This is a genomic window from Cupriavidus sp. PB-02 (assembly GCF_058252315.1).
On record NZ_CM177694.1, the window covers coordinates 4,349,048 to 4,365,780 of the forward strand.

The 16,733-nt window shown below is 67.7% G+C and carries 14 protein-coding genes and 1 pseudogene; 14 read left to right on the plus strand and 1 reads right to left on the minus strand.

What is annotated here, in order from left to right; all coding sequences use genetic code 11:
* Nucleotides 1-68: 68 nt before the first annotated feature.
* The 4 genes from AC10V3_RS20510 (at nucleotide 69) to AC10V3_RS20525 (ending at nucleotide 6,067) form a co-directional block, all read left to right on the plus strand.
* Nucleotides 69-707 carry an MOSC domain-containing protein gene (locus AC10V3_RS20510; protein ID WP_022537073.1) on the plus strand — a complete coding sequence of 213 codons (639 nt, stop codon included), beginning with the start codon at nucleotides 69-71 and terminating at the stop codon, nucleotides 705-707.
* 259 nt (nucleotides 708-966) lie between these two features.
* Entirely contained in the window at nucleotides 967-2,208 is a 1,242-nt protein-coding gene (locus tag AC10V3_RS20515) for an efflux RND transporter periplasmic adaptor subunit (protein ID WP_022537074.1), read from the plus strand.
* Between the two features lie 3 nt (nucleotides 2,209-2,211).
* Nucleotides 2,212-5,409, plus strand: coding sequence for an efflux RND transporter permease subunit (locus AC10V3_RS20520; protein WP_490922872.1), 3,198 nt, complete (start codon nucleotides 2,212-2,214; stop codon nucleotides 5,407-5,409).
* A gap of 79 nt (nucleotides 5,410-5,488) precedes the next feature.
* Nucleotides 5,489-6,067 carry a cobaltochelatase subunit CobN gene (locus AC10V3_RS20525; RefSeq protein WP_022537076.1) on the plus strand — a complete coding sequence of 193 codons (579 nt, stop codon included), beginning with the start codon at nucleotides 5,489-5,491 and terminating at the stop codon, nucleotides 6,065-6,067.
* A 123-nt stretch (nucleotides 6,068-6,190) separates the two neighbouring features.
* Here AC10V3_RS20525 and AC10V3_RS20530 read toward each other — a convergent pair whose 3' ends face one another.
* On the minus strand, nucleotides 6,191-7,414 hold the full coding sequence (locus tag AC10V3_RS20530) for an RNA-guided endonuclease InsQ/TnpB family protein (protein WP_374063633.1): 1,224 nt from the start codon (nucleotides 7,412-7,414) through the stop codon (nucleotides 6,191-6,193).
* Between the two features lie 22 nt (nucleotides 7,415-7,436).
* Here AC10V3_RS20530 and tnpA point away from each other — a divergent pair, with 22 nt between their 5' ends.
* The 10 genes and pseudogenes from tnpA to AC10V3_RS20580 all read left to right on the plus strand — a co-directional run bounded on the left by tnpA (nucleotide 7,437) and on the right by AC10V3_RS20580 (nucleotide 16,733).
* Entirely contained in the window at nucleotides 7,437-7,850 is a 414-nt protein-coding gene (gene tnpA, locus AC10V3_RS20535; protein WP_374063612.1) for an IS200/IS605 family transposase, read from the plus strand.
* A gap of 77 nt (nucleotides 7,851-7,927) precedes the next feature.
* A pseudogene (locus tag AC10V3_RS20540) lies at nucleotides 7,928-8,137 on the plus strand (DUF2149 domain-containing protein); the annotation flags it as partial.
* Nucleotides 8,138-8,148: 11 nt separating this feature from the next.
* The gene (locus tag AC10V3_RS20545; protein ID WP_490922875.1) at nucleotides 8,149-8,985 is read left to right on the plus strand and encodes a ChaN family lipoprotein; all 837 of its coding nucleotides are present in this window, start codon (nucleotides 8,149-8,151) and stop codon (nucleotides 8,983-8,985) included.
* Between the two features lie 368 nt (nucleotides 8,986-9,353).
* Nucleotides 9,354-10,322 (plus strand): Bug family tripartite tricarboxylate transporter substrate binding protein, encoded by a 969-nt coding sequence (locus AC10V3_RS20550; protein WP_022537081.1) that lies wholly within the window; start codon nucleotides 9,354-9,356, stop codon nucleotides 10,320-10,322.
* Nucleotides 10,323-10,588: 266 nt separating this feature from the next.
* A complete protein-coding gene (locus AC10V3_RS20555; RefSeq protein WP_022537082.1) occupies nucleotides 10,589-11,062 on the plus strand; it encodes a tripartite tricarboxylate transporter TctB family protein in 474 nt (157 codons plus the stop codon).
* Nucleotides 11,063-11,094: 32 nt separating this feature from the next.
* On the plus strand, nucleotides 11,095-12,609 hold the full coding sequence (locus AC10V3_RS20560; RefSeq protein WP_022537083.1) for a tripartite tricarboxylate transporter permease: 1,515 nt from the start codon (nucleotides 11,095-11,097) through the stop codon (nucleotides 12,607-12,609).
* Nucleotides 12,610-12,734: 125 nt separating this feature from the next.
* A complete protein-coding gene (locus tag AC10V3_RS20565) occupies nucleotides 12,735-13,793 on the plus strand; it encodes an AbrB family transcriptional regulator (RefSeq protein WP_490922876.1) in 1,059 nt (352 codons plus the stop codon).
* A 51-nt stretch (nucleotides 13,794-13,844) separates the two neighbouring features.
* Nucleotides 13,845-14,279: a PaaI family thioesterase gene (locus AC10V3_RS20570; protein WP_022537085.1), complete on the plus strand. Its 435-nt coding sequence runs from the start codon at nucleotides 13,845-13,847 to the stop codon at nucleotides 14,277-14,279.
* 22 nt (nucleotides 14,280-14,301) lie between these two features.
* Nucleotides 14,302-15,198 carry a patatin-like phospholipase family protein gene (locus tag AC10V3_RS20575; protein ID WP_490922878.1) on the plus strand — a complete coding sequence of 299 codons (897 nt, stop codon included), beginning with the start codon at nucleotides 14,302-14,304 and terminating at the stop codon, nucleotides 15,196-15,198.
* Nucleotides 15,199-15,263: 65 nt separating this feature from the next.
* Nucleotides 15,264-16,733, plus strand: coding sequence for a dihydrolipoyl dehydrogenase family protein (locus tag AC10V3_RS20580; RefSeq protein WP_022537087.1), 1,470 nt, complete (start codon nucleotides 15,264-15,266; stop codon nucleotides 16,731-16,733).

The following is a 16,733-nucleotide window of genomic DNA, read 5'->3' on the forward strand; positions in this document are numbered from 1 at the left end:
CCGTTATCCTCAGGGATATCCGCAGCTTATCCACATCCCTTTCCACAACCACCGAAGCGGGGGCTCACGTGAGCGATTCCAGACCCTGGCAGGCCCGTGCACGCGTGCTGGCGGTGAGCCTGGGCAAGGCCATCCCGCTGGTGGTGGCGGGCGCGGGCACCGAGGCGGTGGTGCTCTCCGGCATCCGCAAGCACCCGGTCAGCACGCTGCTGCACCCGATCTGCGTACAGGTGCTGGCGCTGGGCATGGCCGGCGACGAGCAGGCCGACCTGACCGTGCACGGCGGCCGGGACAAGGCGGTCTACGCCTATCCGGCCGAGCACTACCCCTGGTGGAACGCGCGCCGCCGCGCCTGCTCGCAGCCGGAGTCGGGCCAGCCGCTGCCCTATGGCGCGCTGGGCGAAAACCTGACGCTGGAAGGGTTGGTCGAGGCGGACCTGTGGGTCGGCGACCTGCTGCGCGTGGGCACCGCACTGCTGCGGGTGGAATCGCCGCGCCAGCCCTGCTACAAGTTCAACGCGGCCATGGCTTACCGCCATGCGGTGCGGGACATGGTCCAGAGCGGTTACACGGGCGTTTACCTCAGCGTGGTGCGGGCGGGTTCAGTTCGCGCCGGCGATGCCGTCATTGTGCAGGCCGGGCCACGCGAACTCTCGGTCGACAGCGTCAATCAGTGGCGCCGCGATGGCCGGCGGCAGCTTTTCTGATAATGTTTGTCTAACCATACAAGCGCCCCGCTACACACATCCCCGGCCTCCTCCGTGGTCCGGACGGCGTTTGCTGGCGCCGTCCCGTCACCCGACCCTTGCAGGTCCTGTAACGGACTGTAATACGCGGCGCTGGCCCCGGGCGGCGAAGCGCGGTACTAGTAGAGTCTTTGCGCAACACGCACCGGCGGCATGTCATGACAACAAGCCGGGCGGGTCACGGGGAGTGGCGCGAAGTCGGGTGCAGAGGGTCCACAACATGAAAACTGACAGGATCGACCAGCCCAAGGGCTTCGTCGACAGCAACTGGAGTGCGGCTGCCGGGACCGGGCGCGGCCGTGTATCGCCGTGGGGGATGGTGGCCGTGGTGCTGGTGATAGCCGGCCTTGGCTGGCTGGCCTGGCGCACCTGGCTCGCGCCCAAGCCGGAGCCCAAGGCGCCTGCCGCCGTGGTGGTGTCCACCGCGCGGGTGCAGCAGGGCGACGTGCCGCTGCAGGTCTCGGCCAACGGCAATGTCACCGCGTTATCCACGGTTGACGTGCGCCCGCAGGTATCCAGCACGGTGCGCACGGTGCATATCAAGGAAGGCCAGACGGTCAGGCCGGGCGACCTGCTGTTCTCGCTCGACACCCGCATGGACGAGGCCAACCTGGCCAAGGCCCAGGCCCAGCTGCTGAAGGATCAGGCCGACCTGGCCGATGCCCGTCGCACGCTGGCGCGCAGCCAGGAACTGCTCGAGCGCAACTTCATTTCGAAGAGCGCGGTCGACACCGCCCAGGCCAAGGTCGACGGCTTTGCCGCCACCGTGCGCGCCGACCAGGCCGCGATCGAAGCCAGCCGCGTGGCGATCAGCTACGGCGTGATCCGCGCCACCATCAGCGGGCGCACCGGCGTGATCAACGCCTTCCCGGGCTCGCTGGTGATGCCCGGCAGCACCGTGCCGATGGTCACCGTCGCCCAGGTGCAGCCGATCGCCGTGACCTTCACCCTGCCCGAGCGGCAGCTGGCCGCGCTGCGCGAAGCAATGCGGGCCGGCCCGGTGCAGGTCACCGCGCAGCCCAACGACGGCAGCAAGACCCCGGTGACCGGCAAGATCACCTTTGTGGATAACACCGTCGATCCGCAATACGGCACCATCCGCGTCAAGGCGCAGTTCGACAATGACGAGCAGCGGCTGTGGCCCGGCACCTACGCCACTGTGAGCGCCGTGGTGCAGACCCTGAAGGGCGCGCTGTCGGTGCCGCCGCAGGCGGTGGTGACCGGACCCGAAGGCCGCTTCGTCTACGTGGTCCAGCCCGACAGCAAGGTCGCGCGCGTGCCGGTGCAGGTGGTGACCACCACCGCCGCCGCCGCCGTGGTCGAGGGCGTGCAGCCCGGGGCCCGCGTGGTGGTGGAAGGCACGCAGAACCTGCGCCCCGGCGCGCTGGTGCGCGAGGCGCCCGCCGCAGGGGCGTCGGCCGCCGCCGCGTCCCGCACGGCCAACGGCGCAGCGGGGCACTGAGCCATGACGCTCTCGGAACTCTGTATCCGCCGTCCGGTGATGACGGTGCTGCTGTGCCTGGCCGTGGTGGTCACCGGCATCGTGCTGTACCCGACCATCCCGATCGCCGCGCTGCCCAGCTTCAACTCGCCGGTGATCCAGGTCACCGCGACGCTGCCCGGCGCCAGCCCGGAGACCATGGCCGCATCGGTCGCCACGCAGCTGGAAAAGCAGTTCGCGACCATCCCCGGCGTGACGGTGATCAGCTCGCAGAACACGCTCGGCAACTCCAGCATCACCATCGAATTCAACAACGACCGCGATATCGACGACGCGGCCGTGGACGTGCAGGCGGCGCTGTTCCGCGCGCAGCGTTCGCTGCCGATCGAGATGACCGTCCCGCCGTCGTACCGCAAGGTCAATCCGGCCGACGCGCCCGTGCTGCTGCTGGCGATCAATTCCCCGGCAATGAGCCTGGCGGACCTGAATGCCTTCGGCGACAACCTGATCTCGCCCACGCTGGCCACGCTGCCGGGCGTGGCGCAGGTGCAGATCTTCGGGCAGAAGCGCTTTGCCGTGCGCGTGCGCGCCCACCCCGACGCGCTCGCCGCGCGCGGCCTGACGCTGGACGAGTTGGCCACGGCGCTGAATCGCGCCAACGCCAATACGCCGGTGGGCACGCTCGACAGCGCGCGCCAGACCCTGACCATCCAGGCCAACCGGCAGCTGACCAGCGCCGACGCCTTCCGCAACATCATCGTCGCCAGCCAGCCCAACGGCGCGCTGGTGCGGCTCTCTGACGTGGCCGAGGTCGAGGACAGCGTCGAGACCATCAAGACCGGCAGCTGGCTCAACAACGAGCGCTCGATCGTGCTGGCCGTGCTGCGCCAGCCCGACGCCAACACCGTGGCGGTGGTCGATTCGATCAACGCCGCCCTGCCCCGCCTGATCCACCAGATGCCGGGCTCGGTCAGCGTGTCGGTGGTCAACGACCGCTCGCGCTCGATCCGCGAATCGATCCACGACGTGCAGTTCACGCTGGCGCTGACCGTGGCGCTGGTGGTGATGGTGATCTTCCTGTTCCTGCGCCGTGCCGCGGCCACGCTGATCCCCACCGTGTCACTGCCGATCTCGCTGATCGGCACGGTGGCGCTGATGAAGGCCTTCGGCTACAGCCTGGACAACGTCTCGCTGCTGGCGATCACGCTCGCCGTGGGCCTGGTGGTTGACGATGCCATCGTGATGCTCGAGAACATCGTGCGCCATATCGAGGAAGGCGTGCCGCCGCTGAAGGCCGCGCTGGTGGGCTCGCGCGAGATGGGCTTCACCATCCTGTCGATCTCGATTTCGCTGGTGGCGGTGTTTATCCCGATCTTCTTCATGCCGGGCGTGATCGGGCTGTTGTTCCATGAATTTGCCGCGGTGGTGTCGCTGGCGATCCTGGTGTCGGCGCTGGTGTCGCTGACGCTGATCCCGATGCTGTGCGCGCGTTTCCTGTCGGCCGAGAACGTGCCGGTGGATGAATCGCACCATGCCTACGGCGACCACGCGTCGGCGCAGCCTGCCATCGTGCAGAAGCAGACCTTCGGCATGCGCTCCACGCAGTGGTTCGAGAACCTGTTCGAGTTCACGCTGCACCGATATGCGCGCGGGCTGGACTGGTGCCTTGCGCACCGCCGCACGGTACTGGCGGTCGCAGGGCTGACCTTCGTGCTGACCGCGGTGCTGTTCATCACCATCCCCAAGGGCTTCTTCCCCGAGGAAGACATCGGCCAGATCCGCGTCAACGCGGAAGGTCCGCAGGACATTTCCTTCGACGCCATGGCCGAGCGCCTGCGCGACGCCGCCGAGCGCATGCGCGCCAACCCGGCGGTGAAGAGCATCGTGGTCGCCATCGGCGGCGGCCCGTCGCCAGCGATCAACACCGGCCGCATGTTCGTCGAGCTCAAGCCGCGCGGCGATCGCGACGCCATGCCCAAGGTGATCGAGTCGCTGCGACGCGACGTCGCCGGCGTGCCCGGCCTGGCGGTCTACTTTGCGCCGGTGCAGAACCTCCAGCTCGGCGGGCGCCAGAGCAAGAGCCGCTACCAGTACACGCTGCAGAGCGTGAAGGCCGGCCAGCTGCAGGACTTCTCCGACAAGCTGATGGCGAAGATGCGCGCCGACCCGATCTTCCGCGACGTCACCAGCGATTCGCAGCAGTCGGGCCTGGAGGCGCACCTGTCGATCGACCGCGACAAGGCCAATGCGCTCGGCGTGCAGATGCAGGACGTGCGCACCGCGCTGTACTCGGCGTTCGGCGAGCGGCAGGTGTCGACCATCTACACGCCGATCGACAACTACTACGTGATCCTGCAGGCGGCCGACATCGACCGCGTCGACGAGACCGCGTTCGCCAAGCTCTACGTGCGCAGCAAGACCGGCCAGATGGTGCCGATCTCCGCCTTCGCCACCACCGAGCGCCGGGTCGGGCCGATCGCGGTCAACCACCAGGGGCAGCTGCCTTCGGTGACGGTGTCGTTCAACCTGGCACCGGGCGCGGCGCTGGGCGATGCGTCGTCGCGCATCGACCGCTACCGGCAGGAGATCGCCATGCCGACCTCGATCTTCACCAGCTGGGGCGGTGACGCGGCGGTGTTCCAGTCGTCGCAGGCCACGCAGATCGTGCTGCTGGTGGCGGCCATCGCGGTGATCTACACGCTGCTGGGCGTGCTGTACGAGAGCTATATCCACCCGCTGACGATCCTGGCAGGTTTGCCCTCGGCGGCGGTGGGCGCGTTGCTGACGCTGTTTATCTTCAATATCGAGCTGTCGCTGATCGCCGTCATCGGCGTGCTGATGCTGATCGGCATCGTCAAGAAGAACGCGATCATGATGATCGACTTCGCGCTGGCGGCGCAGCGCGAGCAAGGCATGATGCCTGCCAAGGCGATCCGGCAGGCGTGCCTGCTGCGGTTCCGGCCGATCATGATGACGACCTTTGCGGCGGTGATGGGGGCGTTGCCGCTGGCGCTGGGCCTTGGTGCCGGTGCCGAGCTGCGCCAGCCGCTGGGTCTGGCGGTGGTTGGCGGCCTGCTGTTCTCGCAGGTGATCACGCTGTTTATCACGCCGGTGATCTACCTGGCGCTGGACCGGTTCTCCGGCACCGGGCCGTTGCAGATCGATTCGGAAGGCAACAAGCTGCCGGAGAAGGCGCCGGGCGAGACGGTGCATCAGCGCTGAGGCCTGCTGCGTCCTGCCCGCTGCGGGTTTGTTCCCCTTTCCCGCTTGCGGGAGAAGGGCGCGTTTGCAAGGGTCGCTGATGAAGTGGCTGGCCGAAGCGGTGAAAGTCGCCGCCGCGCAGCCGGAGCCCGACAACGTGGTCGCCGCCAACACGCGCGCCGTGCGCGAACGGCTGGCGAAGCTCAACGTCCCTGCCGATCGCCTCGATGCCTTGGCGGTCACGCGCATCTTCGCCAGCGAATCGGGCAACTACGGCACCGGCCTGAACGACGCCACCATGGCCACCGATACCTTCGGCAGCGGGAGAGAAGCCGATGCGAAGCTCTACCTCGCGCGCATGCAGTACGCCTACGGCCCCGACGAACAGCACTGGGGCGAGGCGCTGCCGCAGGTCAACCTCTATGCCGAGAACCTGAAGGGCGTCGATGCCGCGCTGCTGGCGCGCAGCGCCAACCTGTACGGTATGCTGACCACCGACGATCCCTTCCAGTACCTGGGCGGTATCGGCCTGGCAGTGCGGTACCTGACCGGCAAGGCGCCGGAGCTGTTGATCTCCAACCTGCGCGATGCGAACAACGCGCGCACCGAGACCGCCACCGGCTTCCTTGCCAGCGAACTGCGCACGCGCTACTTCCATTCCTCGACACCGTCAACCTGATCGACGTGTTCCTGGTGGTGATCGCCGCGCTGTTGGTGGCGATCGCGCAGAATCCGGCCAACCCGTTCACGCATGACGACTTGACATCCTCCCCGACCTGAAGGCCGGAGATTCCTACGGCGCTCAGACGCGGCATTGAGCCGCCCCTGAGTCGCTTCGGTGGGTTCCTGATGCTGACGCCGCTACCGCAGCGTTCACTTCACAGGCTAACCGGGCGTGTCCCGCCCTTAGAACATTGATTGCGCCGACCACATCGGCATTTTCCTCGAAACCGCATTCCACGCACTCGAACCGGGCTTGCGTCTGGCGGTTGTCGGCCGAGACATGGCCGCAGCACGGACAGGTGCGGCTCGTGTTCTGCGGTGGCACGGCGATGAGATAACCACCGTTCCAAGCCAGCTTGTAGTCCAGTTGGCGGCGGAACTCGAACCAGCCTTGATCGAGGATGGCTTTGTTCAGGCCGGACTTGGCCTGAACCTGCTTGCCCGGCTGTTCGGTGCTGCCTGCCGCCGACCTGGACATATTCCGTACCTGCAAGTCCTCGATACACACCATCGCGTGGTTTTGGCTGATCGTGGTGGAGCACTTGTGGAGGTAGTCGCGGCGGGCATTGCCGATGCGGGAATGGATGCGCTGGACGCGGGCTTTCGCCTTCTTCCAGTTGCTGCTGAACTTCTTCTTGCGGCTCATCGCCTGCTGCGCTTTGCGCAGCGCGGCCTCTTGCCGCTTGAAACAATTGAGCGGGGCGTAGAACGTCCCGTCCGAAAGCGTGGCGAACCGGGCAACACCCATGTCGATGCCAACCGCGCTCGCGGCCTGTGCCACCGGCTGTTCGACCTCACGCTCGGTCTGGATCGACACGAACCACTTGCCGCAGGACTGCCTGACTGTGACGTTCTTCACCACCCCCAGCACCTTCCGGCTGTTGCGGTATCGTAGCCAGCCCAGCTTGGGCAAAAACAGGCGGCTGCTGGCCTGGTCGAGCTTGATTTGCTTGGGGTCGGGATAGCGGAAACTGTCGCCCTGGCCCTTCTTCTTGAAGCGCGGAAAGTCGGCCCGCTTGGCAAAGAAGTTGCCGTAGGCCCGCTCCAAATCTTTGAGCGTCTGTTGCAGCGGATGAACCGGCGCATCGGCCAGCCATGCGGTTTCCGTGCTGTTGCGCCACTCGGTGAGCAGCTTGCACAGTCCGGCGTAGCCGTGCTTCTTCTCGCCTTGCTCGTAACGAGCCTTCTGCAACGCCAGTGCCTTGTTGAAGACGAACCGGCACGAACCAGAAAAGCGACGCATGTTGCGTTGCTGCTCGCCGGTCGGCATCAGTTCGTACTTGTAGGCTTGAAGTCGCTGCATGGCTCAATCATACTCTTGGCCTATGAGCGATGACAACGATATTAGACACGGAAGACACTGTGTTTTCAAGATGCACGTCCATTTGGTCTTCGTGGCGAAATACCGCCGCAGAGTGTTCGACGGCGACGCCATCAAACGGCTGCACGCCATCTTCGACAAGGTATGCGCCGACTTCGAGGCGAACTTGATCGAGATGGACGGCGAGGACGATCACGTTCACCTGCTGGTGGAGTACCCGCCAAAGGTCGCGGTGTCGAATCTGGTGAACAGCCTCAAGGGCGTGTCCAGCCGCCTGCTGCGCAAGGAAAGACCCGACATCCAGAAACGCTACTGGAAGGGCGTGCTGTGGTCGCCTTCCTACTTCGCATCATCCTGTGGCGGCGCACCGATCGCCATCGTGCGCCAGTACATCGAACAACAGCAGACCCCACACTGAAAAACCAACAGCAAGGACGGCTACGCCGTCCGCGCTATCCTTCCCCACCATGAGTGGCGGGGCTTGCCGCGCACTGGGTCACCATCATCACCAACCCGGGCAAGCCGAACATGGAGATCGTGTCGCGCCAGGGCGAGAAGGTGGTGCGCTACCAGGCCAGCGGGCAGGTCGGCAGCGGCGACGGCATCAAGGCCGGGGTGGCGTACCGGTTGAAGGACGGGTCGATGGTGTATGTGCCGGAGCAACCGGGACAGCAGGCCGCCGCCCCGACGACTCAGACGAAATAAGGAGCTGCGTGATGTCATTCCGTTTGCGCGTTATGGGCATGCTTGCCGCCACCGTCACCGTGCTCGCCGCCGGCTGCGCATCCACGGCGCCCGCGCCCGACGCCGTCAGCGCCGCCTTCGCCGGCAAGTCCTACGTACTGCTGGGCGAAGTCCACGACAACGCCGCGGCGCAGCAGCAGCGGCTGGCTGCCCTCAAGCGCGCCGTCGAGCTGGGCTGGCGCCCCGCCATCGCCATGGAGCAGTTTGACCGCGAGCGCCAGGCCGATATCGAGCGCGCCCGCCGCGAGCGCCCGCGCGACGCCGACTACTTGATCGCCCAGGCTGGCGGCGGCGCCTGGCAATGGCCGCTGTACCGCCCGGTGGTGGCGCTGGCGCTGCAGTACGACTTGCCGCTGGTGGCCGCCAACCTGTCGCGGGCCGATGCGGGCAAGATCGTGCGCGGCGGGCTGGACGGGCTCTTCTCGGCGGACGAGCGCAGGCAGCTCGGCCTGGACGGCGCACTGCCACCCGACCTCGTTTCAGCACAGACCGCGGTGCTGGATCGCGGCCACTGTGGCAACTTCCCCAAGGCCATGCTGCCCGGCATGCTGTCGGCGCAGGCGGCGCGCGATGCGGTAATGGCGCAGGTGTTGCGTCCCCATGCGCAGCGCGGCGCGGTGCTCGTCGCCGGCAACGGGCATGTGCGGCGCGATATCGGCGTGCCGCGCTGGCTGGCGGCGGATGCGGGCAAGGTGCTCAGCGTGGGGTATGTGGAAAGCCCGCCGGGGGATTGGGAATTCGATATGGCGGTGGTGGTGCCGGCGGTGGCGCGGAAGGATCCGTGTTTGCAGGCGAAGCCGGCGGGGTAATTGGGCGCGCCGGCGGGCACCCGGCGACCGCGCCTGTCACCCGCAAAGCCAAGCCAGGCCTCGCTATCCACGTAAACCCCGACCCCTTCTCCCCCCTTTTGACAGCCTTTTGACAGTTTCCGCGTCCTAGAATCCGCCCCATGACCGGTAACCCCGGTCTGATGTTCACCAAAAGTCCAAGAACAGTTCCGGCCACGCCCCGCCGCGCCGGACAGGAGACAACAACCGGCACTGCGCCCTTCTCGCGCAGCCGCCTCGCTGTGTTCCCGTCCGCTTGCAACGCACTGGCTGCCGCCGGAATCCCCGGGTCGGATCGCGGCTGCCAGCCGGCTGCCATGGCGATCACCGGTACTACCAAGGAGACCGCTATGCGTCGTTCGATTTCCCGATTGGCCCATGCCGTGATGGCATCGGCTGCCGTTGCCGCCACCGTTGCCGCCGCGCCCGCTTTTGCGCTGGACAGCGTCAAGTTCATGATCGGCGCCAATCCCGGCGGCGGCTATGACCAGACCGGCCGTTCGCTGGGCGCGGCCATGATCGCCGCGGGCCAGGCCAAGACCGCTTCATACGACAACAAGGGCGGCGCCGGCGGCACCATCGGCCTGACCCAGTTCGTCAACACCGACAAGGGCAATCCCAATGCGCTGATGGTGGTGGGCGCGGTGATGGTCGGCGCGATCGAGACCAACAAGCCGCCGGTCACGCTGAAGAACGCCACGCCGATCGCGCGCCTGTTTGCCGACACCATGGTCATCACCGTGCCGGCCAGCTCGCCGATCAAGTCGATCAAGGACCTGACCACGCAGCTCAAGGCCAACCCGGGCAGCGTCAGCTGGGGCGGCGGCTCCAAGGGTTCGATCGACCACATCCTGGCCGGCCTGGTCGCCAAGGAAAGCGGCGTCGACCCGAAGAAGATCAACTACGTGCCCTTCCAGGGCGGCGGCGAAGCCTCGGCCTCGATCATGGGCGGCCACGTGACGGTCGGCATCGCGGGCGTGTCCGAGTTCCTGCCCTTTATCAAGAGCGGCAAGATGCGCGCGCTGGCGGTGACCTCCAAGGACCGCACCGCCGACATCCCGACCCTGAAGGAACAGGGCGTCAACGTCGAGATCTACAACTGGCGCGGCGTGTATGGCGCACCCGGCATCAGCGCCGACCAGCGCAAGGCCATGATCGACGCCGTGGTCAAGGCCACCGAGAGCAAGGCCTGGAAGGACACGCTGCAGAAGAATGACTGGACGCCGTTCCTGCTGACCGGCGACGAGTTCGGCAAGTTCGTCGACAGCGAATCGGCCCGCCTGGGCGGCACGCTGCGCGAGCTGGGCGTCGCCAAGTAAGACCCGCGGGCGCGCTGACGCCGGCGCGCCCGCCCTGGCAGCACCCTGCAATACCGTACCAACCGCATCCACTGCTTTACCTGTCGTGCCTGCCAACCCCGCCGGCTGATCCCGGCGGCAGGAAAAACGGCGCGGGGCCCGGTGTCCACCTGCGATACCGACGACTACAACCATATGTCACCGGGCCCCGCAGCCGCGCGGGCAATATAAAGCCAGCGTCGCGGACGCCAGCGCCCTTCGCTGGCGACAAAGGCCAAGGAGTCTCCATGAAACCCTCGCACCTTGCCATCGGCGTTGCCGTCCTGGCGCTCTCGCTGTTCTTCTTCCTCGGCCTCGCCGGCATTTCCGGTGAGGAGGGCTATGCCGGCCTGTCGCCGCGCTTCGTGCCCACGCTGGTCGCCATTGGCCTGGCCGTGTGCGGCGCGCTGCTGACCTGGCAGGGCGTGCGCGGCGGCTTCCGCAACATGCCGGAGGAAGATGCCGAGCTGCCCAATGCCCCGCACAACTTCAAGGGCTTCCTGTGGGTGGCGGCCGGCCTGCTGCTGAACATGGCGCTGATCGGCACGCTCGGCTTCGTGTTTTCCTCCACGCTGCTGATGGTGTGCGTGGCACGCGGCTACGGCAGCCGCCGCATCGTGCGCGACGCGCTGATCGGCCTGTGCATCACGGTGCCGATGTGGGCGCTGTTTGAATTCCTGCTCGGCATCAACCTGCCGCTGCTGCCTATCGCCGGCTTCTGAGCCTGCTCGCCCGTCCAGCAAGGAGTCTTCGAATGGATACCCTGAACCAGCTGATGCACGGCTTTGCCGTCGCGATCACGCCGATCAACCTGATGTGGGCCCTGGTGGGCTGCTTCCTCGGTACCGCCATCGGCGTGCTGCCGGGCATCGGCCCCGCCCTGACGGTGGCGATGCTGCTGCCGCTGACCGCCAAGGTGGAGCCCACCGCCGCGCTGATCATGTTCGCCGGCATCTACTATGGCGCGATGTACGGCGGCTCGACCACCTCGATCCTGATGAACACGCCGGGCGAGTCTTCCACCATGGTGACAGCCATGGAAGGCAACCTGATGGCCAAGAACGGCCGCGCCGGCCCGGCGCTGGCCACCGCGGCGATCGGCTCGTTCGTGGCCGGCACCATCGCCACCGTGCTGCTGTCGATGTTCGCGCCGGTGGCGGCCGACGTGGCGCTGCAGTTTGGTCCGGGCGAGTACTTCATGATCATGCTGCTGGCCTTCACCACCGTCTCGGCGGTGCTGGGTTCGTCGCTGCTGCGCGGCATGACCGCCCTGTTCCTGGGCCTGGGCATCGGCCTGATTGGCATGGATTCGCTGTCGGGCCAGACGCGCTACTCGATGAACGTGCAGGAGCTGTACGACGGCATCGACATCGTGGTCGTCGCCGTGGGCCTGTTCGCCGTGGGCGAGGCGCTGTTCAACGCCTTCTTCCCGCAGCCGGAGGGCACCTTCAACAAGCTCAGTTCGATCCACATGAACAAGTCGGACTGGAAGCGCTCGATCCCGGCGTGGATCCGCGGCACCATCATCGGCTTCCCGTTCGGGCTGATCCCCGCCGGCGGCGCCGAGATCCCGACCTTCCTGTCGTACGCGTCCGAGAAGAAGCTGTCGAACCACAAGGAAGAGTTCGGCAAGGTCGGCGCGATCGAAGGCGTGGCCGGCCCCGAGGCCGCCAACAACGCCGCCGTGACCGCGACGCTGGCGCCGCTGCTGACGCTGGGCATCCCCACCTCCAACACCACCGCGATCCTGCTGGCCGCGTTCCAGAACTACAACCTGCAGCCGGGCCCGATGCTGTTCCAGACCTCGGGCGACCTGGTGTGGGGCCTGCTGGCTTCGCTGTATATCGGCAACGTGATGCTGCTGGTGCTGAACCTGCCGGCGATCGGCCTGTGGGTGCGCATGCTGCGCGTGCCCACGCCGCTGCTGTACGGCGGTATCCTGATCTTCGCGGGCCTGGGCGCCTATGGCATCCGCCAGTCGTGGTTCGACCTGCTGCTGCTGTTCGTGATCGGCCTGCTGGGCATGGTGATGCGCCGTTTCGACTTCCCGACCGCGCCGGTGATCGTCGGCATGATCCTGGGGCCGATGGCCGAGAAGCAGCTGCGCAACGCGTTGTCGATCGGCCAGGGCGACTGGACCCTGTTCCTGCGCCAGCCGATCTCGGCCAGCATCCTGGCGCTGACCGTGGCCGTGGTGGTGATCCCGCGCCTGCTGCGCTGGCATGCGTTACGCAGCACCGCGCACGCGCAGGCTGACAACGCGGCCTGATGCGCGTTAGCATGCGGTAGTTCCTGAGGCCCGACGCCCTGGCGTCGGGCCTCTTGTCTTTCTCTCTTGCGTTTCATCGTCAAGAACAACAAGCCGCCGGTGCCCCCGCGCCAGGCTGCTGACCAATGAGTCTTTCCACCAACCGCTGGCTGTCCGCGGTGCCCACGCTGGCACTGGGGCTGGCCGCCGCGCTGCTCTGCAGCCTGCTGCATACCCCACTGCCGTGGATGATCGGCCCGCTGCTGGCCGTGGCCGCCGCGCGCATGGCCGGGGCCGACCTGCGTGCGCCGTCGCAGGCGCGCAATGCGGGCCAGTGGGTGATCGGCGCGTCGCTCGGGCTCTATTTCACGCCCGATGTGGTGGCGCGGCTGCTGGAGTTCCTGCCCTACATCATTGCCGGCTCGCTGTTCGCGCTGGTGCTGGGCGCGGGCGGCGCGGTGATGCTGCAGCGGACCACCGGGGTGGCGTTCAAGACCGCGTTCTTCTCCACCGCCATTGGCGGCGCCTCCGAGATGGCCAACCTGGCCGAGCGCAACGGTGCGCGCATCGACCAGGTGGCGGCGGCGCATTCGCTGCGGGTGCTGATGGTGGTGGTGACGGTGCCGGCGATCCTCCAGTACGGCGGCATCCACGGGCTCGATCCCTATATCCCTGGCCCGCGCGTGGTCAGCGCGCCGGGGCTGCTGGCGCTGATCGCGATCACGCTGGGCGTGGCGCTGCTGATGCAGCGGCTGAACATGCCCAACCCGTTCGTGATCGGCACGCTGCTGGCCGCGGCGGTGCTGACCGCGTCCGGCGTCGAGCTGTCAGCCATTCCCACCTGGATGAGCCGCGCCGGCCAGCTGCTGATCGGCGTGTCGCTGGGCGTGCGCTTCTCGCGCGAGTTCCTGCATACCGCGCCGCGCTTCCTGTCGGGCGTGGCGCTCTACACACTGGTGGCGCTGGCGGTGTCGGCGCTGTTCGGCTGGGGGCTGTCGGCGCTGTCCGGCGCGCACCCGGCCACGGTGATGCTCGGTACCACGCCGGGCGGCATCGCCGAGATGTGCATCACCGCCAAGGTGCTGGAGCTGGGCGTGCCGCTGGTGACGGCCTTCCATGTGATCCGGATGGCCTTCGTGGTGCTGGCCACCGGGCCCCTGTATCATTGCCTCAAACATCGCGTCGCGCCGGAGGAGACAGAGTAGAGGTCCGCCACAGGACAGCTACGGTGCGGCCAGCCAGAACAAGGACTGCCAATGCCTGAAGCCGTTGTAGCCACGCCAGCGCAGCTGACCCTTGCCGACATCGATGCCACGCTGGAGCGCGTGCTGGCCCCCTGGGTACGCCAGCTCGGCCTGCGTGCCGAAGCCGTCGATGCGCAAGGCGTAACACTGCGCCTGCCCTTCAGCGAATCGTTTCGCCATGCAGGCGGCGTGGTCTGCGGCCAGGTGCTGATGTCGGCGGCCGATACCGCGATGATCGTCGCGGTCGCCAGTGCGCTCGGCGCCTTCCGCCCGATGACCACGGTCTCGCTGACCACCAACTTCATGCGCCCGGTGATCGATGGCGACGTGCTGGTACGCGCCAACGTGCTGCGCCTGGGCAAGACCGTGGTGTTCGGCGAGCTCGAACTGACTGGCAAGGACGGCAAGCTGGCGGTGCAGGCCACCACCACCTACGCCCTGCTCTGAGCCCCGCGCCTTCCAGATCGCGATGCGCTCCGGCCACGCCAATCCCTTCGACCAGGTCGTCTTCGCCGGCGGCGGCAACCGCTGCTGGTGGCAGGCGGGCTGGTGGGACGCGGTCGCGCCCGAGCTGCAGCTGCGCCCGCGCGTGATCGCCGGCATCTCGGCCGGGGCCGCCACGGCATGCATGGTCTATGCGCACGACTCGCACCAGACCATGGACTACTACCGCGAGGTGCTGTCCAACAACCGCCGCAATGCCTACTGGGGCAACCTGCTGCGCAACGAGCGCGTGTTCCCGCACTACGGCATCTACCGCACCGCGCTGCTGACGATCTTTGCCGACGGGCGCCTGGCGCACCTGCAGCAGGCGCCTGAAATCCGCATCGGCGTGGCCCATATCCCGCGCTGGAGCGGCCCGCGCCTGGCGGTGGCGGCGGGGCTGCTGGCGTACAACATCGACAAGCATGTGCTCAAGACGCTGCATCCGCGGCTGGGGCGCAAGCTTGGTTTCCGGTCGGAGTTCGTGCGCGCGCAGGACTGCGGCTCGCCCGAGCAGCTGGCCGACCTGCTGCTGCAGTCGTCCTCCACGCCGCCGTTCACGCCGGTGCTGCGCCGCGACGGCCGCCCGGTGCTCGACGGCGGGCTGGTGGACAACGTGCCGGTGGACGCGCTCGACGCCGCGCCGGGCAATGTGCTGGTGCTGGTCACGCGGCTGTATCCGCGCCCGCGCCATTTCGTATTCGAGCAAGGCGGCCAGCGCCGCCTGTACCTGCAGCCCTCGCAGCGCGTGCCGATCTCGAGCTGGGACTACACCCGCCCCGATGCCATGACGCACGCCTACGAGCTCGGCCGCCTCGACGGGGAAACCTTCCTGCGCGAGTGGCCGTCAATCCTGAATACCGAATTGCGGCCGGCTGCCTAGCTTCGTGGCGTGGCGCCGGCCAGATCGTTGTCGATGCGGCCCGCGTGCCGCGACAGGAGGCATGGATGACTAAGCGCCAGACAACCCCCGCGGGGACCAGGGAACCGCGGCGTGCCCGCGAGGTCAGCGCGGCGCCGCCGGTGGAGCAGGTGCCGCGTGCCCGCGGCAGTGGCGCCCGTCGCAACGACAGGGTGCGCAAGGCGGACCTGGTCGTGATCGGCGGCGGCTCCGGCGGCGTGGCGTGCGCGCGGCGCGCGGCCTCGCACGGCGCGCGCGTGATCCTGGTCGAGCGCGACGCCATCGGCGGCACCTGCGTCAATCGCGGCTGCGTGCCGAAGAAGATGCTGTCCTACGGCGCCAGCTGGGCGGCCATTTTGTCGGGCTGCCTGTCGCATACCGGCGGGCATGAGGACTGGCGCGACGCCATCGTGCGCGTCAACGCCGAGGTCGCACGGCTGAACGCGGGCTACACCCAGCGCCTGCACGAATCCGGCGTGGAAATCCTGCGCGGCGACGCACTGGTCACCGGCAAGAACGAAGTGCGCGTCGGCGACGAGACCATCCACGCGCGCCGCATCCTGATCGCCACCGGCGCGCGCCCGCGCGCGCTCGAAGTCCCCGGCGGCGAACTGGCCGCCAGTTCCGACGACGTCTTCACCTGGCAGACCGTGCCGGGCTCGATCGCGGTGATCGGCGGCGGCTATATCGGCGTGGAGCAGGCCTCGATCCTGTCGCGCTATGGCGTCAAGGTCGACCTGATCGTCGCCGGCGACCGGCTGCTGCCGCGCTTCGACCACGAGATCGGCACGGCGCTGGCCGATGCGCTGACCGCGCGCGGCGTGCGCCTGCACCTGAATGCGGAGGTGAACCTGCTCAGCCAGGCCAACGGCGCGGTGGAAGTCTGCTACCGGCCCACCGATCGCCCCGGCCAGACCGAGGCGGTGCGCGCGCAGGCGGCGCTGGCGGCGATCGGGCGCGTTTCCAATGTGCAGGGGCTGGGGCTGGAAGACCTTGGCGTCGAGTTCGGTGACAAGGGCGGCATCCGCGTCGACCGGCAGTTCCGCAGCAGCGTGCGCGGTATCTATGCGCTGGGGGACGCCATCGAAGGCCTGCACCTGACCCCGGTGGCCACCGCGCAGGGCCGTTGGCTGGCCGACCGGCTGTACGGGAAGCGCGGCGATCGCGCGGACTTCGACTTCGTGCCCACCGCGGTGTTCTGCGAGCCGGCCATCGGCGCCGTGGGCCTGACCGAGGCGCAGGCGATCGAGGCCGCCGGCAAGCCCGATCGCGTCCGCACGGTCGTGAAACGCTTTGTCTCGCTGGAGAACCGCTTCGGCGGCTCGCAGCACCAGTCCGTGTTCAAGCTGGTGCTCAATGCGCGCAGCGGGCGCGTGCTGGGCGCGCACCTGATGGACAACGCCGCGCCCGAGATCGTGCAGACGCTGGCGGTGGCGCTGCGGCTGGGGGTGCGTGAATCGCACCTGCAGACCACGGTGCAGCTGCATCCGACGGTGGCGGAGGAATTCTTCGGCTAG